Raw genomic sequence first — 23659 nt, 5'->3', positions numbered from 1 at the left:
TCCGTACTCCGCTGACAGCCCCCAGGCCGGCACCTAGATTTACTGTCCATAAGAATTTCAGTCTACAGGAGCAGTCGCCGCCATCCCCCGACCGCCCGCGCCACCGGCCGCCCCGGACTCACCAGCTCTGCGGGACGGGCCGGCCCTCCTCGTACCCGGCTGCGGACTGGATTCCGGCCACGGCACGTTCCCGGAAAGCGGCGAGGTCGGCGGCACCGGCGTAGCTCATGGAACTGCGCAGTCCGGCGGTGATCATGTCCAGCAGGTCCTCGACGCCGGGCCGGGCCGCGTCCACGTACATGCGGGACGTGGAGATGCCCTCCTCGAACAGGGCCTTGCGGTCCTTTTCAAAGGCGCCCTCGCGCTGGTTGCGGTTCTGCACCGCGCGGGCGGACGCCATGCCGAAGCTCTCCTTGTACTGCCGGCCGGAGGCGTCGAGCTGCAGGTCCCCGGGGCTCTCGTGCGTGCCGGCAAACCAGGAGCCGATCATGACCTGGCTGGCCCCGGCGGCCAGGGCGAGGGCGACGTCGCGTGGGTAGCGGACGCCGCCGTCGGCCCATACCCGGCCGCCGGCTTCCCGCGCCGCAGCGGAGCATTCCAGGACGGCGCTGAACTGGGGGCGGCCAACGGCCGTCATCATGCGCGTGGTGCACATGGCGCCGGGGCCTACGCCGACCTTGACAATGTCCGCTCCGGCCTCGATGAGCTCACGCGTGGCGTCGCCGGTGACGACGTTGCCGGCGACCACCGGTACGCCGGGGTTGAGTCCCTTCACTGCGGCGAGCGCGTCGAACATTTTTTGCTGGTGCCCGTGCGCGGTGTCCAGGACCAGCACGTTCACGCCGGCAGCCAGCAACTCGGCGGCCCGCCCGGCCACGTCGCCGTTGATTCCGACGGCGGCGGCGACTTTCAGTTTGCCGTCGTCGTCCAGGGACGGCCGGTAAAGCGTGGAGCGCAGGGCGCCCTTGCGGGTGAGCACTCCGGCCAGGACGCCGGCCTGCTGCACCGGCGCGTAGTCGGTCCCGGCAGCGTCCATCGCCTCAAAGGCGCGGCGGAGGGCCAGCACAGCATCCGCGCTCGATCCGGTCCCAAACGATCCGGCCCCGAGCATGCCGGCGTCGAGCACCAGCGGCTGGTGGCGAATGACGGAGGCCAGCGACGCGAAACGGTCCTGGCCCTCGCAGTCGGCGGCACGGACAACACCGGTGACCGCGCCGGCATCATCCACGACTACAACGGCCCCGTGCGGCCGCTTGCCCATCAGGTGGAGGGCATCAATGACGGTGTCCGTGGGCGCGAGCGTGACGGGGGTCTCGAGGACCGGGTGGCGTCCCTTGATCCAGGCCGTAACGTCACGGATGACATCGAGCGGGACGTCCTGCGGCAGGACTCCCAGCCCGCCGCGGCGGGCCATGGTCTCGGCCATCCGCTTCCCCGTCACTGCCGTCATGTTCGCCGCCACCAGCGGGATCGCGGAGCCGGTCCCGTCATCGGCCGCGAGGTCGACGTCCAGGCGCGAGGTGACATCGGACCGGGACGGCACCAGGAAGAGGTCCGAGTAGGTCAGATCGGTGGTCGGCTCATTCAGGAATCGCACTGCTGCTCCTTTGCTGGCACCCGCAGCTGGCGCTGTCGGCGCCAAACGGGTTCTCTCTCCTTTGATTCTAGGGCGGTTTCCGGCGGGGCCGGCATCGCGTCCGGCACTGTGTAAGGCATCGCGTCCGGCACCTCGTCGGGGCCGATTCTGCGCCACTTCTGCACTGCAATTCAGCGGCTGCGGGGGCGGATCATGATTTGGGTCACGCTTATTGGCGGTTTGGCAAGAATCCTCACTAGACTGGCATGGGTCTGGGTTCACTGGACGCAGAGACTGGCTCAATCGTTGTGCCGAGGCACCGTGGAAGCCAGAGGGAATCAAACTCATGGAAGAGGCGTATTTCAAGTGCCAGAGCAGCCTAGCCACCGTCTACCAGAGGAATTTGGCGGAAACGAGTGGCTCGTTGACGAACTGTACGAGCGTTACCAGCAGGACAAGAACACGGTCGACGCCAAGTGGTGGCCCCTGTTCGAATCCTTCGCAGCTAGCGACGCCTCTTCCGTCAACGGAACGTCCGGCACCGCGACAGCTGTGCATCCTGCCACCCGTGAACTTCCCGTTGTAGCGCCTGCCGCACCGGCAGCACCTGCGCCGGCCGCGCCCGCTGCCCCGGCAGCTCCCGCCGCCGCGGCGGCGCCCGCACCCGCAGCCAAGAAAGCCCCGGCCACCGTCGCCCGGGACGGCGGCAGGACTTCCGACGCCGGCCCCGGCACCGCGCCGATCCCGGCGCAGCTGCCCAAGAACCTCAAAGCCCCGACGGCGCCCGAAGAAGACGTCGTCTCGGTCCTGCGCGGCCCGGCCAAGGCCATCGCCTCGAACATGGTCACCAGCCTGGAAGTGCCGACCGCCACCAGCGTCCGCGCCATCCCGGCAAAGCTGCTGATCGACAACCGCGTGGTCATCAACTCCAACCTGGCCCGCGCCCGCGGCGGCAAGGTCTCCTTCACGCACCTGATCGGCTACGCCGTCATCCGGGCCCTGTCCCAGTTCCCGTCGATGAACGTCTTCTACGACGAGATCGACGGCAAGCCGGTGGCTGTCCAGCCGGCGCACGTGAACTTCGGCATCGCGATCGACATGCCCAAGCCTGACGGCACCCGCCTGCTCATGGTCCCGAACATCAAGAAGGCGGAGACCCTCAACTTCTCCGAGTTCTGGCACACCTACGAGGACCTGATCAAGCGCGCCCGCAACGGCAAGCTGACCGCCGACGACCACTCCGGCACCACCGTGTCCCTGACCAACCCCGGCGGCATCGGCACCGTCCACTCGGTGCCGCGCCTGTCCAAGGGCCAGGCCGCCATCATCGGCGTCGGCGCACTGGACTACCCGGCCGAGTTCCAGGGTGCCAGCGAGAAGATCATTGCGCAGAACGCGATCAGCAAGGTCCTCACGCTGACCTCCACCTATGACCACCGCGTCATCCAGGGTGCCGGCAGCGGCGAATTCCTCAAGCTGGTGCACCAGCTCCTGCTGGGCGCGCAGAACTTCTACGACGAGATCTTCGAGTCCCTGCGTATCCCCTACGAGCCCGTGCGCTGGAGCCCGGACCTGCAGGTGGACCCGGCCGACGAGATCAACAAGGTCGCCCGGATCCAGCAGCTGATCCACGCCTACCGCGTGCGCGGCCACCTCATGGCGGACACCGATCCGCTCGAGTATGTCCAGCGCAAGCACCCGGACCTCGACGTCCTGACCTACGGCCTGACCCTGTGGGACCTGGACCGCGAGTGGCCCACCGGCGGCTTCGGCGGCAGGCCGATGCTCAAGTTCCGCGACATCCTCGGCGTCCTCCGCGACGCCTACTGCCGCACCGCCGGCATCGAATACATGCACATCCAGGACCCGGCCGAGCGCAAGTGGTTCCAGGACCAGCTGGAGCACCCGTACTCGAAGCCGAGCCGCGACGAGCAGCTGCGCATCGTCTCCAAGCTCAACGCCGCCGAGGCCTTCGAGACCTTCCTGCAGACGAAGTTCGTCGGCCAGAAGCGCTTCTCGCTCGAAGGCGGCGAGTCCCTGATTCCGCTGCTGGACGCGATCATTTCCGACGCCGCCGACGACGAACTCGACGAAGTGGCGATCGGCATGGCCCACCGCGGCCGGCTCAACGTGCTGACCAACATCGCGGGCAAGACCTACGCCCAGGTCTTCCGCGAATTCGAAGGCACCCAGGACCCGCGCTCCGTGCAGGGCTCCGGCGACGTCAAGTACCACCTTGGCACCGAGGGCATGTTCACCTCGGACAACGGCAAGGAGACCAAGGTCTACCTCGCCGCGAACCCGTCCCACCTCGAGGCGGTCGACTCCGTCCTCGAAGGCATCGTCCGCGCCAAGCAGGACCGGCTGGACCAGGGCGAGGCGTTCCCCGTGCTGCCCATCATGGTGCACGGCGACGCTGCGTTCGCAGGCCAGGGCGTGGTCGCGGAAACGCTCAACCTCTCCCAGCTGCGCGGCTACCGCACCGGCGGCACCATCCACATCGTGGTCAACAACCAGGTCGGCTTCACTACCGCGCCGTCGTCCTCGCGTTCCTCCACGTACTCCACGGACGTCGCCAAGATGATCCAGGCACCGGTGTTCCACGTGAACGGCGATGACCCGGAGGCCGTCGTCCGCATCGGACAGCTTGCCTACGAGTTCCGTCAGCGTTTCCACAAGGACGTTGTCATCGACATGGTGTGCTACCGCCGCCGTGGCCACAACGAGGGCGACGACCCCTCGATGACCCAGCCGCTGATGTACAACCTGATCGAGGCCAAGCGCTCGGTCCGCAAGCTGTACACCGAATCGCTGATCGGCCGCGGTGACATCACCGAGGAAGAAGCCGAACAGCTGCTGCGCGACTACCAGGAACGCCTGGAACGCGTCTTCGCGGAAACCCACGCGGCCCAGACGTCCCCGATCCCGATCATCACGGCCGATTCCGCCGCGGTGTCGGACCTCGAACGCCCCATGGCCCAGCAGTCCGATTCCGGTGTCAGCGCCCCGGTCTCCACGGCGATCTCGGCGGAGACCCTGGCCCGCATCGGCAAGGCCCACACCGATATCCCGGACGGCTTCACCGTCCACGCCAAGCTCAAGCAGCTGCTGGAGAAGCGTGAGGCGATGTCCCGTGAAGGCGGCATCGACTGGGGCTTCGGTGAGCTGGCCGCGTTCGGCTCGCTCATCATGGAAGGCGTCCCCGTCCGGCTCGCCGGCCAGGACTCGCGCCGCGGCACCTTCGTGCAGCGCCACGCGGTCTTCCACGACCGCGCCAACGGCGACGAATGGCTTCCGCTGTCCCACCTCTCGGATGACCAGGCGAAGCTGTGGATCTATGATTCGCTGCTCTCCGAATACGCCGCCATGGGCTTCGAATACGGGTACTCGGTGGAACGCCCGGATGCCCTGGTGCTCTGGGAAGCGCAGTTCGGTGACTTCGTCAACGGCGCGCAGACCATCATCGATGAGTTCATTTCCTCCGCCGAGCAGAAATGGGGCCAGCGGTCCTCGCTGGTTCTCATGCTGCCGCACGGCTACGAGGGCCAGGGACCGGACCACTCCTCCGCACGCATCGAGCGTTTCCTCCAGATGTGCGCCGAAGAGAACATGATCGTGGCCAACCCCACGACGTCGGCCTCGCACTTCCACCTGCTGCGCCGCCAGGCCTACAGCAGGCCGCGCAAGCCGCTCATCATCTTCACGCCCAAGCAGCTGCTGCGCCTCAAGGCCGCCGCGTCGTCCGTGGAGGACTTCACCACCGGCTCGTTCCGCCCGGTCATTCCGGAACACGCGCAGCTGCAGGCCGACGCCGTCGAACGCGTGCTGCTGGTCTCCGGACGCCTCTACTACGATCTGCTGTCCACCCGGCAGAAGACCGAGAACAAGACCACGGCGATCGTGCGCGTCGAGCAGCTGTACCCGCTGCCGGCAGACGAGATCGCCGCGGAGCTGGCCAAGTACCCGAACGCCGAAGTGGTCTGGGCGCAGGACGAGCCGGCCAACCAGGGTCCGTGGCCGTTCATCGGCCTGAACCTGCCGGACGCCCTGGACCGCCGGGTCCGCCTCATCTCCCGCCCCGCCTCGGCCTCCACCGCGGCAGGGTCGATGAAGCGCCACTCGGCAGAACAGGACAGCCTGCTCAAGCAGGCATTCGCTCGTAAATAGCGTCATAGTTGCCCGGCCGGAGACTGAAACACAACACTCCGGCCGGGCAGTTCTGTTTAATGGACTATTAGTGGTCAGCTTGATCGACAGCGTTGAAGTGAAGAGGTAGTCGTGGAAGATCGGAAGCTGCGGATCGCAGCCGTTGGGGACGAGCTGTTGGCCGGGCTCGGTGATCCGCGCGCCTTGGGCTGGCTGGGGCGGGTCCTGGCCCGCACACCGCAGGACAGCGTCGCCCTGGAGTGCTACTCCCTGCCGTGCCCGGAAGAAGGCACCGAGGGCATCGCGGCGCGCTGGCTCGAGGAGGCAGGCCGCCGCTTCGGCAACCACCACGAAAACCGCCTGGTGATCGGCCTGTCAGGACGCGACATTGAGTTCGGTCTGTCCACGGCCCGCAGTCGCCTGAACCTCGCCAACATCCTGGACTCCGCCTCCCAGAACAAGATCGAGGTCTTCGTCGTGGGCCCGCCGCCCACGCTGGACCCGACCCAGAACCGCAGGCTCGGCGAACTGAACACCGCATTCGCCGACGTCACGACGCGCCGGAAGCACCTTTATGTCGACACGTTCTCGCCGCTGCTGAACCACGAGCAATGGCGCCAGGACCTCGCGGCCAACGGCGGCACGCCCGGCCAGGCCGGCTATGGCCTCATGGCGTGGCTCGTGCTGCACCGCGGCTGGTTCCAGTGGCTGGGCCTGGACGCCCCGGAGTAGCCCCCTCCCGGGACCGGCCCGGTTTCACTCTACCCCGGGGGGGGATCTCGCGATATAGCTTGACGTCGCCTAATTGACGATATAGCGTGACTTTCATAGTCGCGATATATCGCAATTATTCGCATCCGTATCGCCTTCCCGGAGGAATCATGACCGAGCACAACACATCCGAGAACACCTGGACCGTGACCGGCCCGCAGACCATCGACGTCGACGGCGTCCGCTCGCTCAAGCTCGGCATCGTCCGCGGCCGCTTCGATATCGTCACCCATGACGAGGACGTTGCCAGGATCGAGGTCTCCGAAATCGAAGGCGATCCGCTGTCGGTTTCGGTCGTCAACGGCCGCCTGGAAGTCCGCCACCAGCTGCACGGCCCGCAGGGCTGGTTCAAGAACTTGATGAGCACGGTCAACAACGGCAGCAGCAACTCGGTGGTCATCAGCATCGCCCTGCCGGCCGGCGTCGAGGTGGAGGCCGGGACGGTGAGCGGCGACGGCATGGTTTCCGGGACCAGCGGCCATGCCCGGCTCAACACCGTCTCTGGCTCCGTGCTGGCCGACGGCACCTCCGGTGACCTGTCCGTCAATACGGTCAGCGGCGAGGTGATTGCCCGGAATCACAGCGGCGTCCTGACCGCCAAGAGCGTCTCCGGCGAAGTGACGGCCTCGGGCGAATTCAGCCACATCCGCGCGAACACTGTCAGCGGCGACCTGAACTTCGACCTGCACAGCTTTACTCAAGATTTCGGCGCCAACTCGGTCTCCGGCGACGTCACCATCCGGCTTCCGCACGACGTCGGCGTGGACATCGTCGCCAAATCCGCCAGCGGGGCGGTGGTCATCGATGAACTGAGGTACGCCCAGTCGAGCGGCACGGTGCAGACCATCGCGGGACCGGACGCCAAGCTAATGCTGGTCCGGACCAACTCGGTCTCGGGAAAAACGTCGATCTTCCACGGCCAGCCCACCGCGGACACCGAAACGGCCCTCTGATGCCTCCCGTCTTCGCCCACGGCGCGCTGCGGCTGTACCTGCTCGCCCTGCTCGAATCAGGCCCCAAGCACGGCTATGAACTCATCAAGGCGCTCAGCGAGCGTTTCGGCGGCACCTACTCCCCCAGCGCCGGAACCATCTACCCGCGCCTGGGCAAGCTCGAGGAGGAAGGGCTCGTGGCCACCCACACGGAGGGCCGCCGCACCAACTACAGCATCACCCCGGCGGGTCTCACGGAGCTGAACAGCCGGCGGGACGAACTCGCCGGCGTCGAGAACGACATCTCGGCCTCGGTTCGGCGCCTGGCCGACAATCTGCGCCAGGACATCCGCGTCAACATGCGCGGCCTCCGGGCCGATCTCGCGGCAACGGCGGAGGCGGCCCGGACTTCGGCCCGCGCCGCGGCTTCTGCGGGCGGGACCGGCACGGAGGGCGCCGCCGGCAGCCCGCGGTACTCCCCCGAGGGCGAACGGCGGCTGAAGGAGGCGGAAATGCTTGTGCAGGCCTTCCGCGACGACATGCGGGTGGAACTGCGGCGGCACGCCGGGAGCCGTCCCGTCACCGCCGTCACGCTCGAAACGGTCAGGACGGTGCTGGACCAGGCCCGGATCTCGATCCGCAATTCGCTGGAGGGCTGAGCCCAACACCAGTTTGCCACGGCCCGTAGCGCGGGCCCCCCGGTTCGCGGCGGGTGCCGCGATGTGGGAGACTTGAGGGCAGCTCTTTTGAGTACCAAGATTAAGGAGGCCAGCTATGAGCAAACGTGCACGCAAACGTCGTGACCGTAAGCGTGGCGGCGCGAACCACGGTAAGCGCCCCAACGCCTAAGCAAAGCTTGGAATGACAGCTTTAGACGAATGACCCCGGAAACCTCACGGTTTCCGGGGTCATTCGTTTATGTCGGTACGGGAGCCGGGCTCAGGCTTCCACGGTCCGGATCGAGTGAATCCGGTCCAGGATGGAGTTCTTGAGGTTTTCCGGAGCTGCTTCCGTGCACGAACGCTTGACCATCACGCGGATGACGCATTCGAGGTCGTACTGCTCCAGGCACTCCGGGCAACTGTCCAGGTGGTCCTTGATCTCTCCGATGTCCTCACGCGTGAGCGCACCATCCAGATATTCGTAGATACGTTGCATCCGGGCGTCGTCGCAATCGCCCAGTCCCTGGCAGTCGCTCATTTCCTGTTCTCCTGTTTGTTGCTGTCGGCCGCGGCGCTTGACTCGATGGCGGCCCTGAATCCTCGTTCGGCGGCATAGTCCGCAAGCATGTCCCGCAGCATCTTCCGGCCGCGGTGCAGCCGCGACATGACGGTCCCGATGGGGGTGTTCATGATGTCTGAAATTTCCTTGTACGCGAAGCCCTCGACGTCGGCGAAGTACACGGCCAGCCGGAACTCCTCCGGAATCGACTGGAGGGCGCGCTTCACATCCGAATCGGGCAGGTGGTCAAGGGCCTCGGCCTCCGCCGAACGCAGTCCCGAGGACGTATGCGACTCGGCCCGGGCCAACTGCCAGTCCTCGATGGTGTCCGAATTCGACTGCAGCGGCTCGCGTTGACGCTTCCGGTACAGGTTGATGTACGTGTTGGTGAGGATGCGGTACAGCCAGGCCTTCAGATTGGTTCCGGGCTTGTACTGGTGGAACGCGGAAAACGCCTTCGTGTACGCCTCCTGGACCAGGTCCTCGGCGTCGGAGGGGTTCCGCGCCATCCTCATGGCCGCCGAATACAACTGGTCCACGTACTGCATGGCGTCACGCTCAAAGCGCACGCGGCGCTCTTCCGCGGACTCGGTGGAGACATCGATGGGCTTTCCGTCCACTTCGGTTTCCAAGGCGGCGGGTCCATCAGCTGGCGTCTGCACAGCGTGCGCGGCGGAAATCTGCACAGTAGGAATTTGCGCAGCGGGCCGTTCTGGTGCGCCGGACGCGCCGGCATCAGGTGTCTTGGTGGGCGTGGCGTCGTTTCCGGCAACCTCGTGCATGGCCGCAACGGCCGGGTCCATGGTGCTCATTGCGTTCAAGTCTACTGTCACCTTCCGACGGGCACCCGGAACCGCCGGAAGCGCGAGGGTCCACCCTTGCCCGGAACCGGCTTCCAGTTCCGCCCTGTCTTTGACCAGAGTCAAATCTCCGCCTTCGTTAGCCTGCTGGGATCTGCCTTTCACAACCACGTCCTGCAGGCAAATATTCCGCAAAAGTGCAAGACTAGAACCGGTTCTCCCGCAGTGAAGCCGCTGTTCGTCCATCCAGGAGGAAATTCATGTCGTTTGTCCGCTTTCTCGCCCGGCCCATGCTCGCCTCCAGTTTCGTCCTCGCCGGCATGGACAAGCTCAAGAACGCGGATGACACTGCGGCCCAGTTGTCCCCCTTGTTGCGCCGTACGGCCGACGCCTTGCCGTTCCAGCCGAACGAAAAAGTCGTGGCACGGGTGATCGGCGGCACCCAGATCGGTGCCGGCGTCTGCTTCGCCCTCGGCAAGTCCGCCCGGCTGGCGGCCACCCTGCTCGCCGTCATTTCGGTCCTGAACGGCTACGTCGAATGGCGCAGCGCGGACATTTCCTCGAAGGAGGCCCGCGACGCCCGCCGCAAACAGCTCCTGAAAAACGTCACCCTCACCGGCGGCGTGCTCCTTGCCGCGGTGGATACCGCCGGCAAGCCCAGCCTGGCCTGGCGCGCCGGGCACCTGGCCGCGGATGCCCGAAAGACCACCACCAAGAAGCTGAAGAAGGCCGACAAAGTCGTCCGCAAGGCCGTAGACCACACAGCTGGAGCCTAAGACGGTAATGACTGGCACCACCCCCTCAGCAACTGCCCCGTCCCATCCGGCCGACGTCGGTCCGCACTGGCCCGCCCCCTTCGCCGCACGGCCGGTCGATGCCACTGTCACCGTTCCGGGATCCAAATCCCTGACCAACCGGTACCTCGTGCTCGCCGCCCTCGCGGACGGACCGTCCCGCCTGCGGGCCCCCCTGCACTCCCGGGATTCGGCGCTGATGATTGAGGCCCTGCGGCAATTGGGGGCCACGGTCACGGAGGTCCCCGGCGACGGCGCCTTCGGCCCCGACCTGGAAATCGTCCCGATCAGCATGGACGCCGCCGCGGCGGACACCGCGATTGACTGCGGCCTGGCCGGCACGGTCATGCGCTTTGTGCCTCCGGTGGCAGCGCTGCGCCGCGGTGAGTCCCGTTTCGACGGCGACCCGCACGCCCGCAAGCGCCCCATGGGCACCATCATCGAGGCCCTGGCCGGGCTGGGCGTGGCAGTGAACGCACCCGACGGCGGTCCGGCGTCATCGTTGCCGTTCACCGTCCACGGCACGGGCGAAGTGCGCGGCGGCCACCTGATCATCGACGCCAGCGCATCATCCCAGTTCGTCTCCGCCCTGCTGCTGGCCGGAGCCCGGTTCACCGAGGGACTCCACTTGGAGCACGCCGGCAAACCGGTGCCGAGCCTGGACCACATCAACATGACCGTGGCCGTGCTCCGCGGCGTGGGTGTGACGGTCGATGACTCGGTGCCGAACCACTGGGTCGTCTCCCCCGGTCCGATCCGCGCCTTCGACCAGCGGATCGAGCAGGACCTTTCCAACGCCGGACCCTTCCTCGCGGCTGCCCTCGCCACCGGCGGCACCGTGCGGATCCCGAACTGGCCCGCGGAAACCACCCAGGTCGGTGATCTCTGGCGCGGCATCCTGACCGCCATGGGCGCGACCGTGACAGTGGACGGCGGCACCCTGACCGTCAGCGGCGGGCCGGAAATCAAGGGCGGCGACTTCGACGAAACCAGCGAGCTCGCCCCCACCGTGGCGGCGCTTTGCGCCCTCGCCGCCGGCCCCTCACGGCTGAGCGGCATCGCCCACCTCCGCGGCCACGAAACGGACCGGCTCGCGGCCCTCGTGGCTGAAATCAACCGCCTCGGCGGCGACGCCGAAGAGACCGCCGACGGCCTTATCATCCGCCCGGCCGAGCTGCACGGCGGCGTCGTGCACAGCTACGCGGACCACCGCATGGCAACCGCCGGCGCAATCCTCGGCCTTGCCGTACCCGGCGTGGAGGTCGAGGACATCGCAACCACAGCCAAAACTATGCCCGACTTCCCGCAGCTCTGGGAAGCCATGCTGGCGCAGGGACCTGCCACAGATGAGGACACTGCCGGTGGCACGCAGCACTGATTCTTGGGACGAGTCCGACGTCCGGATCCGCCCCAACAAGAAGGGCACCCGCCCCCGCACCAAGGACCGGCCCAGTTACGACGAGGCCGTCACCGGACGCATCATCACCGTTGACCGCGGCCGCTACACCGCCGTCGTCGGCGAAGGGACCCCCGACGAACGCAAGATCATCGCGGCGCGGGCCCGGGAGCTGCGCCGCAATCCCGTGGTTGCCGGCGACTTTGTCTCCTTGGTCGGGGACGTCACCGGCGAGCCCGACACCCTCGCGCGGCTGGTCAAGATCCAGGACCGCAAGACGCTCCTGCGCCGCAGCGCCGACGACACGGACCCGATCGAGCGCGCCGTCGTGGCCAACGCCGACCAGCTGGTGGTGGTGGTCGCCGCCGCAAATCCCGAGCCGCGGACCGGTTTCATCGACCGCGCTCTGGTGGCCGCGTACGACGCCGGCATTGAGCCGCTGCTGCTCGTCACCAAGGCCGACGTCAAGGATCCAGCCGAGCTGCTGGCCAACTACCAACACCTCGATTTCCCCGTCATCATCTCCAAGACCGCTGACTCCGCCGCTTCCGGCATCGACGCCCGCTCCGACGACGGGCTCTCCGCCCGGCTCGACAAGGACGCGGTGTCCCAGCTGCGCGACTACCTCGACGGCAAGGTCACCGTGATGCTGGGCCATTCCGGCGTCGGCAAGTCCACTATGGTCAACGCCCTGACCGGGGCCGAGCGGGCCACGGGAGGCGTCAACGCGGTCACCGGCCGCGGCCGCCACACGTCCTCCTCGGCACTGGCCCTCAAGGTCAACGATGCCCCGGCCGGCAGCTGGATCATCGACACCCCCGGCATCCGGTCCTTCGGGCTGGCCCATGTGGACCCGGACCGGATCCTCCGTTCCTTCCCGGACCTGGAACCGGGCACCGATGACTGCGAACGCGGCTGCAAGCATGACGCCACCGCCGTCAACTGCGGCGTCGACAAGTGGGTTGCGGCCGGTCACGCGGGACCCTCGGGACCGGCCAGGCTCGCGTCCCTGCGCCGGCTGCTGGGCACGGACCCGCGGATGGAAGCACAGGAAACCAAGGAACTGGGCACCGTCTCCTAGCCGGACCGGCAACAGGGCCGCGGCGCCGGGCCGCAGCCTCCCGTCCGGCAGCCCGGTTTGACGGTAGTTTGGAACCATGAGCCAACCCGCTTCGAGCTACAACGATGACCTGCGCCTTGCCCATGTCCTGGCAGATTCGGTCGATTCCCAGACCATGAGCCGCTTCAAGGCGCTCGACCTCCGGATCGAGACGAAGCCGGACCTCACACCCGTCACCGATGCCGACAAGTCCGCGGAAGAGGCCATCCGCGGCCAGCTCTCCCGGTCACGTCCGCGCGACGCGGTCCTGGGCGAAGAATTCGGCAGCTCGGGCCACGGTTCCCGCCGCTGGGTCATCGACCCGATCGACGGCACCAAGAACTTTGTCCGCGGCGTCCCGGTCTGGGCCACCCTGATCGCCCTCGTCGATGAGGGCGAGCCGGTGGTCGGCGTCGTCAGCGCGCCGGCACTGGGCAAGCGCTGGTGGGCCGCCAAGGGTGCGGGCGCCTACACCGGCCGCTCGCTCGCCGCCGCCACGCGGCTGAAGGTTTCCAACGTCTCCAATCTTGAGGACGCCTCGCTGTCCTACTCCAGCCTTGGCGGCTGGAAGGAACGCGGGAACCTGGACGAATTCCTGGGCCTGACCGAGGAAGTATGGCGGACCCGCGCCTACGGTGACTTCTGGTCGTACTGCCTCGTGGCCGAGGGTGCCGTGGACATCGCCTGCGAACCCGAGCTGAACCTCTATGACATGGCCGCCCTGGTGCCGATCGTGACCGAGGCCGGCGGCCGTTTCACCTCGCTCGAGGGCGAGGACGGGCCCTTCGGCGGCAACGCCCTGGCCACCAATTCGATCCTCCACTCGGAAGTCCTCAAGCGGCTCAACCCCGGACTCGACGACCTCCTCTAGGCCCCACCCTCAAGAATTCCCAAGGGCCTCTGTACGACGCTGTCCCCAACCTTCGCTGCCGGTCAGGGCGTGGAGTGGGCAGCGAGTGGCAGGAGGGCGGCCATGTCTGGATCGGTTCAACCCGCGGATCCCGAATCCCGCGACCCCGACGTCGGCCCCGTTCTGCTGGTGCTCGTGGCGAAGTACCGGGATCTGGACATTGAGTCCGCCACCCTGCTCCAGGCTGTTTCCTCGGAGCTGGGCCAGCATCTGCTCGCCAGCAGTTCCGCCGTGTCCGGGTCCGTGGTCGTGTCCACATGCAGCCGGCTCGAAATCTACTGCGAGGTGGCGTCCAGGGAACATATTGAAGCCGTCTGCTCCGAGGCCCTCGGTTCTGTCCGCCTCTGCACGCGCCTGCCCGTGGCCCGGCTCGCCTCCCTGTTCGAGCACGCGTCTGGAGCCTCGGCCGCAGAGCATCTCTTCGCCGTTGCAGCCGGCCTGGACTCCGTTGTGGTGGGTGAGCGTCAAGTCGCCGGCCAGGTCCGCCGCGCCCTCGCTGCAGCACAAGCTGCAGGCACCGCGAGCGGGCTTTTAGTCCGGCTGTTTCAGGAGGCGTCCCGCACGGGCAGGGACGTGGGGGCGCGGACTGCGCTCGGCGGCTCCAGCAGGTCCATAGCCTGTGTGGCCCTCGAACTGGCAGCCGCTGGATCAGAGCACCCGTCCCTGGCAGATGCTTCCGTGGTCCTCTTCGGCACCGGTTCCTATGCCGCCTGCGTCGCGGAGATCCTCAGGAGCAGACGATGCCCAACCATTTCCGTCTTCTCCCAATCCGGCCGCGCAGACGCGTTTGTGGCGAGCAGGGGTGGCACGGCGCTGACCGCACGCGAGCTGCCTGCCGCCATAGCCCGGGCAGACATCATCATTGGCTGCAGCGGCACTGAGACGCGCATAAGTGCCGCCGAACTGGCCGGTTGGAGGGATGACTCGGGCCGTGCCCTCACCGTCATCGATCTCGCCCCCAGCCGTGATTTCGACCCCCGGGTGGCGGATCTGCCAGGCGTCGAACTGATCACCCTGGATTCAGTGCGTTTCGCGGCTCCGCCGGCGGATGCCGAGGCGCTCCGCCTCGCCGGTGCCCTGGTCCGGCAGGCGGCGCGCAGCTTCGAAAAACAAGAGGAGCTGCGCGTAGTCGACGCCGCCATCGTGGCCCTGCGCCGGCACGTCCACCAGGTCCTCGAGGCTGAAATGGAGCGTGTCATGAAGCAACACGGGTGCGGCGCCCAGGCGCAGGATGTGAACCTCGCGATGCGTCGAATTGTCCGCCGACTGCTTCACACCCCAACCGTCCGCGCCCGGGAACTGGCCGCGGACGGCCGCCAGCACGACTACGCGGCCGCACTGGAAGTCCTGTTCGGCCTCAGCGTTCAGCTCACCGGCGACAGGAACCCCCGGATCGGCAATCTGGCAGGACAGAAGCGGCCGCCCTGGGAAGAGACGGCGTCCTTGGAAGCAGTCCCGGTCGCTCCGGCTGCTTCGTAGCCCTGTCCGTAACAATCCGCTTCACAATCGGCGGCCGCCTTTTCCGCGGCCGCGCGAATGTCCTACGCTCGATGCAGGTCACGAGTGCCAGCGCTAAACCCCGGTTTGCTGGCCGGCAACCCTCCAGTCGCGGTGGGGTGCCCCGGGTGACGACCTGGCCGGTCCGGAACGGACCCGGCAAGCGCGGATTCCCACGGTGTGGGGTCCTGTTCGAGTGAGGTCCCATGACAACTGCCATTTTCCCCGTCGCCCCCAAATTCCACGCCGCCGCCGATCCGCGGCAGGCTGCTGGCCGCCTCGCCCTCGCGGCCCGCCCGCTGGCCGCCGTCACCGGGGCCGAAATCCAGGCCCCGCTGATCACCGGCGGCCACGCCCGCTACGCCAACCTCGACTACGGCGCCTCTGCCCCGGCCCTGTCCGTGGTCTCGGCCTACCTGAACGAAATCCTGCCGTACTACGCAAGCGTGCACCGCGGCGCCGGCTACGCATCGCAGATCAGCACCTCCGTCTACGAGAACGCCCGGGACATCGTGCGGGACTTCGTGGGCGGCCGGCCGGACGATTCCGTGATCTTCACCCGCAACACCACCGATTCCCTGAACCTGCTGGCCGGCTGCCTGCCGCTGCGCGACGGGCGGCCCGCGGGCGAGGTCCTCTACCTCGACATCGAGCACCACGCCAACCTCCTGCCCTGGCAGAACGTCCCGCACCGCAGCGTCGTGGCCGCCCCCACCCTCGCGGCCACCGTGGACCGGCTGCGGGACGAGCTCGCGCGCGGCGGCGTGAGCCTGCTGGCCGTCACCGGCGCCTCCAATGTCACCGGGGAGATCCTGCCGATCCGGACCCTGGCCGCACTGGCGCACGAGTACGGCGCCAGGATCATTGTCGACGCCGCGCAGCTGGCCCCGCACCGGCGGATCGCCATCGCCGCGGACGACGTCGACTACCTCGCCTTCTCGGGGCACAAGCTGTACGCCCCGTTCGGCGCCGGCGTGCTGGTGGGGCGGACGGACTGGCTCGACGCCGGCACCCCGCACCTGGCCGGCGGCGGCGCGGTCAGCGACGCCCGGCTCGACTCCGTCAGCTGGACCACCGGACCCGCCCGGCACGAGGGCGGCTCCCCGAACGTCCTCGGCGCGGCAGCCCTCGCCCGTGCCACCCAGGTCATCGCAGCCCTGGACCCGGAGCAGTGGCAGGCTCACGAGGACGCCATCCGGTCCTTCCTGGTCGAAGGCCTCCAGGGCATCGAGGGAGTAACCGTGCACCGGATTTTTGCCGATTCGTCCCCCGCTTCTTCCTCCGGAGGCGATCAGCCGGGCACCGGCACGATCGGCGTCGTGAACTTTTCCGTGGAAGGCTACGACGCCGGGCTGGTGGCCGCCTACCTGTCGGCCGAACACGGCATTGGCCTGCGCGACGGCCGCTTCTGCGCCCACCCGCTGCTCAAGCGGCTCGGCCTGCCCGCCGGCTCCCTGCGGGCCAGCTTCGGCCTCGGCTCACGGCTGGAGGATGCCGAGCGGCTGTTGGCCGGCCTGCAGCAGCTGCGGCAGAACGGACTCGGCTGGGACTACGTGGTGGACGCCGGCCGCTGGGTTCCGGCCAACGATACCCGCAGCTACCCCCACTGGGCGCCGAACACCCCCGGCACCGCCGGCGCTGCGCCCTGCACCCTCGACTAGGGCAGGATCGGGACCCGGCGCGGGTGCGGTAAATTCGAAAGGTATCTGAAAAAACAAGCAGGACCTTCCCGAAGGAGATCGCACGTGGCAAGCGCCGGCCCCAGGCTCCACAGCGGAACCAAGCTGCACAGTGGACCCAAGCTGCACAGTGAGCGGCGCCAGGAACTCGGGCAAAGCTTCCAGGACGGCGGGGAGCACTATGAACGCGTCCGCCCCGGCTATCCGCAGGAGTCGGCCCACTGGCTGGTCCCGGCAGGGGCCAGGGACGCCGCCGACATTGGCGCCGGCACCGGCAAGTTCACTGCGCTTCTGGCAGAGCGCGGACTGGGCACGGTCGCCGTTGACCCCTCTGCCGACATGCTCGAGCAGTTGCGCCGGACCCTGCCGGCCGTCACCGCCATCGAGGGCAGCGCCGAGAACACCGGTCTCGAGCCGGAGTCCTTCGACCTGGTCACGGTCGCCCAAGCGTGGCACTGGTGCGACCCCCACCTGGCCAGCACCGAGATTGCCCGGATCCTGCGGCCACACGGCGTGCTGGGCCTGATCTGGAACCAGCTGGACACCAGTGTGCCCTGGGTGCACCGGCTCTCCCGGATCATGCACGCCGGGGACGTCCACAAACCACACTTCCGCCCGCCCGTGGGCCCCGAGTTCACCGGACTGGAGAGCCACCTGACGCGGTGGGAGGATTCCGTCACCACGGAGGACATCCAGGAGCTGACCAAGTCCCGCAGCTACTACCTCGCGGCATCGGATACCACCCGGGCCAAAGTCTCGGCCAACCTCGACTGGTACCTGCACGAGCACCTGGGGCACGCCCCAGGCGACGTGCTCCGGCTGCCCTACCTGACCCAGACGTGGCGGGCCTTCCGGGCCTGACGCCGGGACTGAGCAGGGCCCGGGCTTGTTACGGCGAGACACCTCCCGGATTGCACGCGCAGCCTGTCGGGGCTTATTGTTTCGGTATGCCTAATAATTACTTGTAGGCACATGAAACTTTCACGCAGGCTGCTTTTCCGCCCGCGCCGATCATCGCGTCAACGCGGACGCGCCAATCACAGGAGCTGGCAGTGCTGGAGTTAACGGGACACGGGCAACCGGCGCAGGACGCCCCCACCTACAAACATCCGGGTGCCCGCAGGGCGCTGATCGGCCTGTTGGGGCCGGCGTTCGTGGCGTCGATCGCCTATGTGGACCCCGGAAACGTGGCCGCCAACCTGACCGCCGGCGCGCAGTACGGCTACCTGCTGGTGTGGGTCCTCGTGGCCGCCAACATCATGGCAGTCCTTGTGCAGTACCAGTCTGCCAAGCTCGGGATCGTCACGGGCAAGAGCCTCCCGGAGATCCTCGGTGAGCGGCTCAAGCCGTTCTGGCGCCGCGCCTTCTGGCTGCAGGCCGAAGTCGTGGCCGCCGCCACCGACCTCGCCGAGGTGGTGGGCGGGGCAATCGCCCTATACCTGCTGTTCGGACTCCCCCTCCCCCTTGGCGCCTTGATTGTCGGCGCGGTGTCGATGCTCCTGCTCGCGCTGCAGGCCCGGCACAAACAGCGGCCGTTCGAATTCATCATCATGTTCCTGCTCGGCATCATCAGCATCGGTTTCCTGGCCGGGCTGTTCATCAGCCCGCCGGATCCGGGGGCCGCCCTGGCCGGGCTCGTGCCCCGCTTCCAGGGCCCGGACACGGTGCTGCTGGCCGCCAGCATGCTCGGCGCCACCGTCATGCCGCACGCCATCTACGTCCACTCGGCCCTGTCCCGGGACCGGCACCGGCCAGACGAACACCTGCATGTTCCGCCGTCGGCCATCGCTCGCCTGGTCCGGGCTACCCGGATCGACGTCGTGGCCGCGCTGGCCATCGCCGGACTGGTCAACATCGGCATGCTCCTCCTTGCCGCCTCCACCCTCGGCGGCGAAGCGGGAACCGACACGATCGAGGGCGCGCACGCCGCCATCACCGCCAATCTCGGACCCATCGTCGGCGTGATCTTCGCGGTCGGGCTGCTCGCGTCCGGCCTGGCATCGACCTCGGTGGGCTGCTACGCAGGCGGAACCATCATGCAGGGTCTGCTCAAGATCCGGATTCCTGTCATGGCCCGCCGCGTGGTGACCCTGATTCCGGCCGTTGTGCTGCTGGCGGTGGGTTTCGACCCCACCTGGGCACTCGTCCTGAGCCAGGTGGTCCTCAGCTTCGGAATTCCGTTTGTCCTCGTCCCGCTGGTGGTGCTGACCAGCAACAAGGCATTGATGGGCCGGTTTGCCGACGGCATGGCCCTGCGGATCGCAGCCATCATCAGCGTGGTGCTCGTCGTGGCACTTAACCTGGTCCTGCTGTGGCTCACTTTCTCCGGAGGCAGCTGACGGTAGGCTTAGGTCTGTGAAGACCAGTACGCCCTCCTCCTCGATCGAGGACTACGTCAAGGTCATCTATTCGTTCACCGAGTGGCAGCGCAAGCCCATCACCTCCACGCAGCTGGCGCAGCGCCTGGGCGTCGCCAACTCCTCGGTCTCGGAAATGGTCCGCAAGCTCAAGGACCAAGGCCTCGTAGACCACAAGCCCTACAGCGCCGTCACGCTCACCAGCGATGGAGTCCGGCTCGCCCTGTCCATGGTCCGGCGGCACCGGTTGATCGAGACGTTCCTCGTCCGGGAGCTCGGGTACCGCTGGGACGAGGTCCACGACGAAGCCGAACTCCTCGAGCACGCCGTCTCCGACACCTTCATTGAACGGATGGCGGCCAAGCTGGGGAACCCGGCACGGGACCCGCACGGCGATCCCATCCCGGCAGCGGACGGCTCCGTGCTGGTGCCCGCCGCCCACCGCCTGAGCGAACTCGACGACGGCCATACCGGCCGGATCATCCGGATCAGCGACGAGAACCCGGAGCTCCTGCGCTACCTCGCCGCCGAGGACATCGACCTCGACGCCGAAGTGGAGGTTGTGGGCCGGAGGCCGTTCGGCGGCCCGATGGTCGTGCGGATCGGTTCCGCCGCGGCACCGCGCGAATTCGATTTCGCTGACGAAGTCGCCTCTTCCCTCTGGATCCACAGCGATGCCGCGCACGCAGGCTGCAGCGTCCCCGGCCTCTGAATGAAAGGGGGCTGAGTGAAGAGCGCGCTGGACGAGCGGCGGGCCGTCCCGCGCCCCGGCGTGCCGGGCTGGAAGGCCTGGTCCGCCGTCGCCGTCGGCGGGCTGATCGGAACCGAGCTGCGGTTCGGTGCCGGCCTGATTTTTCCCGAAAGCACCGGCGCGGTGCCGTGGACCACGTTGGCGATCAATGTGTCCGGAAGTTTCGTCCTGGCCACCCTGACTACCCTATGGATTGCGCGGCCCCAGACGGCCTTCTGGCTGCGGGCCGGCATCGGCCCCGGCCTCCTGGGGTCCTTCACCACTTTCTCGGCGCTGGTGATAGCCATTGACCAGCAGATCCGCGGCGGCTTCCATGCCATGTGGCTGGCCTACCTCGGGCTCTCGCTCGTCCTGGGCCTCGGCGCCGCGGCTGCCGGCTGGAAAACCGGCAAGGCGATTGCCGACCTCCGCGGCGGTGCCCAATGATGACCGCGCTCGTGGTCGGGGTATGCGGGGTGGCGGGAGCGCTCCTGCGGTTCGCCGTCGACTCCTGGTTTGCGCACCACCACGGCTCCCATCCGCACTGGCCGTGGGCGACGTTCACGGTCAACGTCGCCGGATCGTTCATCATCGGCTGGTCCGTAGGTCTGAGCGGCCACCTGGAGTTGGGGGCCGACTGGCACGCCGCCATCGCGACCGGGCTGGCCGGCGGCCTGACAACGTTCAGCTCATGGACCACCGCGACGGTCCGCCTGGTCAGCGAAGCGCGGTACCGTGCGGCGGCACTCAATATTGGCTTGAACCTCCTCGCGGGTCTCGCGGCCGCGGCCCTCGGACTCGCCCTCGCCGGCTGAGGATCTCAGCCCGCCGCCGGTGTGTCGAGCCTTACACCGGGGCGCCCTGGTGGCTTTGGGCCGCCGTCGTTCCCGTATCGTTGAAGGATGGTTACCCGACGTGAAGCAGCCCAAATCCTCGACATTCCGCTGGAAATGGCGCACCGTCACGGCATCCCGCCCCGGATGTCCGAGGCCGAGCTCGGCGAGCTGCTGGACAACCCGCCGGCATGGCTGGTCCAGTCCAAGGCAAACCGGACCGGCAAACGGCCCGTCTGGGTCCAGCTCACCTGCTCCGTCTGCGGATTCTCCGAAGCGGCCCGGCCCAAAAAATGGTGGCCGGACTTCACCTATGTCTGCTGCGCGCACCATGAAGCCCGCGACATCCCGGTGCTCGGGCCCGGGCTCGTACGCAGCGTGTACGACGGCGTCGGCAGCCGCTTCGCTGGTATCGTGGACGCCGCGGTTCCCGAGGCGTAGCTTAAAAGACGGGGCTACTCCGGGCCCCTGCCGTGAGGGAGAGCACCATGCCTGACAAGACGCCGCACCAGAGCGTGTCGAAGAAGTCGGTTAAGACCATCAAGGAAAAACGGGCCGAGAAAAAGGCGAAACACATCGTTGATGACCACACCGATCCGGTGGCACACATCAAGAAGCGCTGAACACCAGAGGGGCCGGAAGCCGTTGCTTCCGGCCCTTTGTGGTGTTGCCCGGACACGTCCCGGCGGGATGGGGGCTCACCCGAAACGGATGATGTGGCAATCCCCCGTTGGCGCTTTAGTGGTCTTGGGATCCAACCGCCAGGTCCGATCCGGGGCCTTGTCCGTGCGGGGCAGTTCCAGCCGTTGAGCGGGGCGGCCCCCCATCGGAATCATTCGACGCGGGTGGTGACGCCCCTGCAGGGACCGCCCACACTAAGACCAGTGCGCCAGACAGCGTGCTCGACACAGACCGGAGGAATACCAGTGACAACCACACCGGAGACCGAGGCCCACGGGCCGGTCGACTTCGTACTCCTCGAGTTTCCCATAGAGGGACTGACGGGACGGGCGAGTGAGGAACTCGTTAAGCTCGTCGAGCAGGGCGTGATCCGCCTCTTCGATCTCCTCGTCGTCATGAAGAACGACGACGGAACTGTCGAGGTTCTCGAACTCACCGATCCAGGCGGTCCCGCCGCGGGATTCTCCTACTTCGAAGGAGCGCAGACCGGACTTTTGGGCGACGATGACATCGCCGAGGCATCGGCCGCGCTGCTCCCCGGGACGGTCGCCGCGCTGATTGTCTACGAGAACACCTGGGCAGCACCGTTCGTGGCGGCTGTCCGCGACAGCGGGGGCGAGCTCATCGCGAGCACGCGGATCCCTGCTCCGGACGTGATGGAAGCACTCGATGCCCTCGAGGCCCTCGACGCCCAGACGACGGCACCCGCCGTGTCGCCGGCACCCGACGCGTAAGACACACAGGAAGCAATCCGACAGGAGAAAATTATGGGACTTCTCAGAGGTATAGGGCGGACGGCGGTGGTTGCCGGGACAGCCAGTGCAGTCAGCGGCCGGGTCCAGCGCCGCCAGGCCAACAAGTTTGCCGAGAAGGACGCCGCGACGGCGGCCAAGCAGCAGGAGGCCTACGATTCGCAGATGGCCCAGCAGGAGCCACCGCCGCAGGCCTACCAGCAGCCGGTCTACCAGCAGCCACCACCCCCTCCCCCGGCTGCCGGCGGCATCTCAAACGAAGCCCTCGAACAGCTCAAGCAGCTCGGGGCGCTGAAGGATCAAGGGATTCTCACGGAACAAGAGTTTGGCGTCCAGAAGGCGAAGATCCTCGGCATGTAGTGCCAAGCAACTGTAAGGAGGAGGGAAGTGTCGGAAGACGCTTCCCTCCTCTTTGGCTTAAAGCACAAAACTCCCCGCCAACCGAAGTCAGCGGGGAGTTCTGTGAACCCAATACGGGGTGGAGCGCCGTTGCCGGGCTCCCATGTGGAGATGGGGGGAATTGAACCCCCGTCCGATGTCGTGTTGTCAGGGCTTCTCCGGGCGCAGTTTGCGTTGGATTTTCTCGGCCCCAGCCATGCTACAAACAGCTGGCTGATCCGGGCCCAGTCATCTAAGAGTCCCGTTTACCCCGATGACGGAGGTAAACAGCAGTGGCTATCTAAATGACGCCAGGATCCGGGGCAATAGCAACCTCGGGCTGACGGACTGTCTTACTGCTTAGGCAGCGAGAGCGAAGTCAGTGCGTTTTGATTCGGCACTTATTGGTTTGCAGACAGCGTTTACGAGATAATTCTGCATCCTCGGCCCGCTTCACCTGTCGCGACTAACATCGTCGAAACCGATCATCCCCGTATTTTTTTATCAAACCCGGACCGGACACTTTCGTATCCTTCCCGGACTACCAAGCATAACGCACGGCGTCCAGGAAACATTCCCCCGGCGGCCCTGCGCGGCTAGCGGCGGTTGCGTTCGCGCATGACGCGCTGGGCCTCGCGCTTGTCCTGCTGTTCGCGCAGCGTCTGGCGCTTGTCGTATTCCTTCTTACCGCGGGCGACGCCGATTTCGACCTTCGCGCGGCCGTCCACGAAGTACAGCTGCAACGGCACGATCGTGAAACCCGATTCGCGGATCTTGTGCGAGATCTTCGTGAGCTCTTCGCGGTGCAACAGCAGCTTGCGGCGGCGGCGTGCGGCGTGGTTGGTCCAGCTCCCCTGGTTGTACTCGGGGATATGGATGCCCTCCATCCACAGCTCGTCGTTGTAGAACGTGCAGAAGCCGTCCACCATCGAGGCATGGCCCTCGCGCAGGGACTTCACTTCCGTGCCCATCAGCGCGATGCCGGCTTCATAGGTGTCAAGGACGTGGTAGTCGTGCCGGGCCTTGCGGTTGGTGGCCACTACCTTACGGCCACTTTCTTTGGGCACGGTAGGACTCCTCGGTTTGTTGGTGGTTCACTCCGGCCAG

General features: G+C 67.1%; 24 protein-coding genes, 1 other RNA gene and 1 riboswitch. Of the genes, 20 read left to right on the top strand and 5 right to left on the bottom strand.

The window, feature by feature from the left end:
* Nucleotides 1-118 precede the first annotated feature (118 nt).
* Nucleotides 119-1597, bottom strand: a complete 1479-nt coding sequence (locus AC1DZQ_RS09135; RefSeq protein WP_476963210.1) for a GuaB1 family IMP dehydrogenase-related protein — start codon at nucleotides 1595-1597, stop codon at nucleotides 119-121.
* A 345-nt stretch (nucleotides 1598-1942) separates the two neighbouring features.
* Here AC1DZQ_RS09135 and AC1DZQ_RS09130 point away from each other — a divergent pair, with 345 nt between their 5' ends.
* The 5 genes from AC1DZQ_RS09130 (at nucleotide 1943) to AC1DZQ_RS09110 (ending at nucleotide 8274) form a co-directional block, all read left to right on the top strand.
* Nucleotides 1943-5743: a multifunctional oxoglutarate decarboxylase/oxoglutarate dehydrogenase thiamine pyrophosphate-binding subunit/dihydrolipoyllysine-residue succinyltransferase subunit gene (locus AC1DZQ_RS09130; protein WP_476963209.1), complete on the top strand. Its 3801-nt coding sequence runs from the start codon at nucleotides 1943-1945 to the stop codon at nucleotides 5741-5743.
* Nucleotides 5744-5854: 111 nt separating this feature from the next.
* Nucleotides 5855-6454, top strand: coding sequence for a GDSL-type esterase/lipase family protein (locus AC1DZQ_RS09125; RefSeq protein ID WP_018775290.1), 600 nt, complete (start codon nucleotides 5855-5857; stop codon nucleotides 6452-6454).
* A gap of 149 nt (nucleotides 6455-6603) precedes the next feature.
* Entirely contained in the window at nucleotides 6604-7446 is an 843-nt protein-coding gene (locus tag AC1DZQ_RS09120; RefSeq protein ID WP_476963208.1) for a DUF4097 family beta strand repeat-containing protein, read from the top strand.
* Complete coding sequence (locus AC1DZQ_RS09115; protein WP_476963207.1) at nucleotides 7446-8084, top strand: PadR family transcriptional regulator; 639 nt, start codon at nucleotides 7446-7448, stop codon at nucleotides 8082-8084. Before AC1DZQ_RS09120 ends, AC1DZQ_RS09115 begins: the two co-directional genes overlap by 1 nt.
* A gap of 115 nt (nucleotides 8085-8199) precedes the next feature.
* Nucleotides 8200-8274 carry a 50S ribosomal protein bL37 gene (locus AC1DZQ_RS09110; protein ID WP_104061284.1) on the top strand — a complete coding sequence of 25 codons (75 nt, stop codon included), beginning with the start codon at nucleotides 8200-8202 and terminating at the stop codon, nucleotides 8272-8274.
* A gap of 90 nt (nucleotides 8275-8364) precedes the next feature.
* On the opposite strand, the gene rsrA is transcribed toward AC1DZQ_RS09110, so the two are convergent.
* Nucleotides 8365-8625 (bottom strand): mycothiol system anti-sigma-R factor, encoded by a 261-nt coding sequence (gene rsrA / locus AC1DZQ_RS09105; RefSeq protein WP_476963206.1) that lies wholly within the window; start codon nucleotides 8623-8625, stop codon nucleotides 8365-8367.
* Entirely contained in the window at nucleotides 8622-9458 is an 837-nt protein-coding gene (locus AC1DZQ_RS09100) for a sigma-70 family RNA polymerase sigma factor (RefSeq protein ID WP_476963205.1), read from the bottom strand. Before AC1DZQ_RS09100 ends, rsrA begins: the two co-directional genes overlap by 4 nt.
* 248 nt (nucleotides 9459-9706) lie before the next feature.
* Here AC1DZQ_RS09100 and AC1DZQ_RS09095 point away from each other — a divergent pair, with 248 nt between their 5' ends.
* The 15 genes from AC1DZQ_RS09095 to AC1DZQ_RS09025 all read left to right on the top strand — a co-directional run bounded on the left by AC1DZQ_RS09095 (nucleotide 9707) and on the right by AC1DZQ_RS09025 (nucleotide 22534).
* Nucleotides 9707-10222: a DoxX family protein gene (locus tag AC1DZQ_RS09095; protein ID WP_476963204.1), complete on the top strand. Its 516-nt coding sequence runs from the start codon at nucleotides 9707-9709 to the stop codon at nucleotides 10220-10222.
* A 7-nt stretch (nucleotides 10223-10229) separates the two neighbouring features.
* Nucleotides 10230-11618 carry a 3-phosphoshikimate 1-carboxyvinyltransferase gene (aroA, locus tag AC1DZQ_RS09090; RefSeq protein WP_476963203.1) on the top strand — a complete coding sequence of 463 codons (1389 nt, stop codon included), beginning with the start codon at nucleotides 10230-10232 and terminating at the stop codon, nucleotides 11616-11618.
* Nucleotides 11602-12717 carry a ribosome small subunit-dependent GTPase A gene (gene rsgA / locus AC1DZQ_RS09085; protein ID WP_476963202.1) on the top strand — a complete coding sequence of 372 codons (1116 nt, stop codon included), beginning with the start codon at nucleotides 11602-11604 and terminating at the stop codon, nucleotides 12715-12717. The genes aroA and rsgA overlap by 17 nt, the downstream gene beginning before the upstream one ends.
* A 76-nt stretch (nucleotides 12718-12793) precedes the next feature.
* Nucleotides 12794-13606 carry a histidinol-phosphatase gene (gene hisN / locus AC1DZQ_RS09080; RefSeq protein ID WP_476963201.1) on the top strand — a complete coding sequence of 271 codons (813 nt, stop codon included), beginning with the start codon at nucleotides 12794-12796 and terminating at the stop codon, nucleotides 13604-13606.
* A gap of 102 nt (nucleotides 13607-13708) precedes the next feature.
* Nucleotides 13709-15124, top strand: a complete 1416-nt coding sequence (locus AC1DZQ_RS09075; protein ID WP_476963200.1) for a glutamyl-tRNA reductase — start codon at nucleotides 13709-13711, stop codon at nucleotides 15122-15124.
* A 76-nt stretch (nucleotides 15125-15200) separates the two neighbouring features.
* Nucleotides 15201-15314, top strand: a riboswitch (SAM riboswitch).
* A gap of 34 nt (nucleotides 15315-15348) precedes the next feature.
* Entirely contained in the window at nucleotides 15349-16803 is a 1455-nt protein-coding gene (locus AC1DZQ_RS09070) for an aminotransferase class V-fold PLP-dependent enzyme (RefSeq protein WP_476963199.1), read from the top strand.
* Nucleotides 16804-16887: 84 nt separating this feature from the next.
* The gene (locus AC1DZQ_RS09065; protein WP_476963198.1) at nucleotides 16888-17682 is read left to right on the top strand and encodes a class I SAM-dependent methyltransferase; all 795 of its coding nucleotides are present in this window, start codon (nucleotides 16888-16890) and stop codon (nucleotides 17680-17682) included.
* Between the two features lie 191 nt (nucleotides 17683-17873).
* Nucleotides 17874-19160, top strand: a complete 1287-nt coding sequence (locus AC1DZQ_RS09060; protein ID WP_476963197.1) for an Nramp family divalent metal transporter — start codon at nucleotides 17874-17876, stop codon at nucleotides 19158-19160.
* Between the two features lie 16 nt (nucleotides 19161-19176).
* The gene (locus AC1DZQ_RS09055; RefSeq protein WP_476963196.1) at nucleotides 19177-19890 is read left to right on the top strand and encodes a metal-dependent transcriptional regulator; all 714 of its coding nucleotides are present in this window, start codon (nucleotides 19177-19179) and stop codon (nucleotides 19888-19890) included.
* 15 nt (nucleotides 19891-19905) lie between these two features.
* Nucleotides 19906-20355 (top strand): fluoride efflux transporter FluC, encoded by a 450-nt coding sequence (locus tag AC1DZQ_RS09050; RefSeq protein WP_476963195.1) that lies wholly within the window; start codon nucleotides 19906-19908, stop codon nucleotides 20353-20355.
* Nucleotides 20355-20723, top strand: coding sequence for a fluoride efflux transporter FluC (locus AC1DZQ_RS09045; protein WP_476963230.1), 369 nt, complete (start codon nucleotides 20355-20357; stop codon nucleotides 20721-20723). Before AC1DZQ_RS09050 ends, AC1DZQ_RS09045 begins: the two co-directional genes overlap by 1 nt.
* Before the next feature lie 87 nt (nucleotides 20724-20810).
* Nucleotides 20811-21182: a hypothetical protein gene (locus AC1DZQ_RS09040; RefSeq protein ID WP_476963194.1), complete on the top strand. Its 372-nt coding sequence runs from the start codon at nucleotides 20811-20813 to the stop codon at nucleotides 21180-21182.
* Nucleotides 21183-21229: 47 nt separating this feature from the next.
* A complete protein-coding gene (locus AC1DZQ_RS09035) occupies nucleotides 21230-21364 on the top strand; it encodes a hypothetical protein (RefSeq protein WP_476963193.1) in 135 nt (44 codons plus the stop codon).
* Between the two features lie 303 nt (nucleotides 21365-21667).
* Complete coding sequence (locus AC1DZQ_RS09030; protein ID WP_476963192.1) at nucleotides 21668-22156, top strand: DUF6325 family protein; 489 nt, start codon at nucleotides 21668-21670, stop codon at nucleotides 22154-22156.
* Nucleotides 22157-22189: 33 nt separating this feature from the next.
* Nucleotides 22190-22534 carry an SHOCT domain-containing protein gene (locus AC1DZQ_RS09025; protein WP_243181221.1) on the top strand — a complete coding sequence of 115 codons (345 nt, stop codon included), beginning with the start codon at nucleotides 22190-22192 and terminating at the stop codon, nucleotides 22532-22534.
* A 142-nt stretch (nucleotides 22535-22676) separates the two neighbouring features.
* Here the strand turns inward: AC1DZQ_RS09025 and ssrA are convergent.
* Both ssrA and smpB read right to left on the bottom strand, forming a co-directional pair.
* Nucleotides 22677-23045: a transfer-messenger RNA gene (gene ssrA / locus AC1DZQ_RS09020) on the bottom strand.
* Between the two features lie 103 nt (nucleotides 23046-23148).
* Nucleotides 23149-23619, bottom strand: a complete 471-nt coding sequence (smpB, locus tag AC1DZQ_RS09015) for an SsrA-binding protein SmpB (RefSeq protein ID WP_476963191.1) — start codon at nucleotides 23617-23619, stop codon at nucleotides 23149-23151.
* Between the last annotated feature and the right edge of the window lie 40 nt (nucleotides 23620-23659).

The organism is Arthrobacter sp. P1_C12_2 (assembly GCF_056406415.1).
Note: the sequence above shows the minus strand (reverse complement) of the source record. Positions and strands in the feature narration are given on the sequence as shown.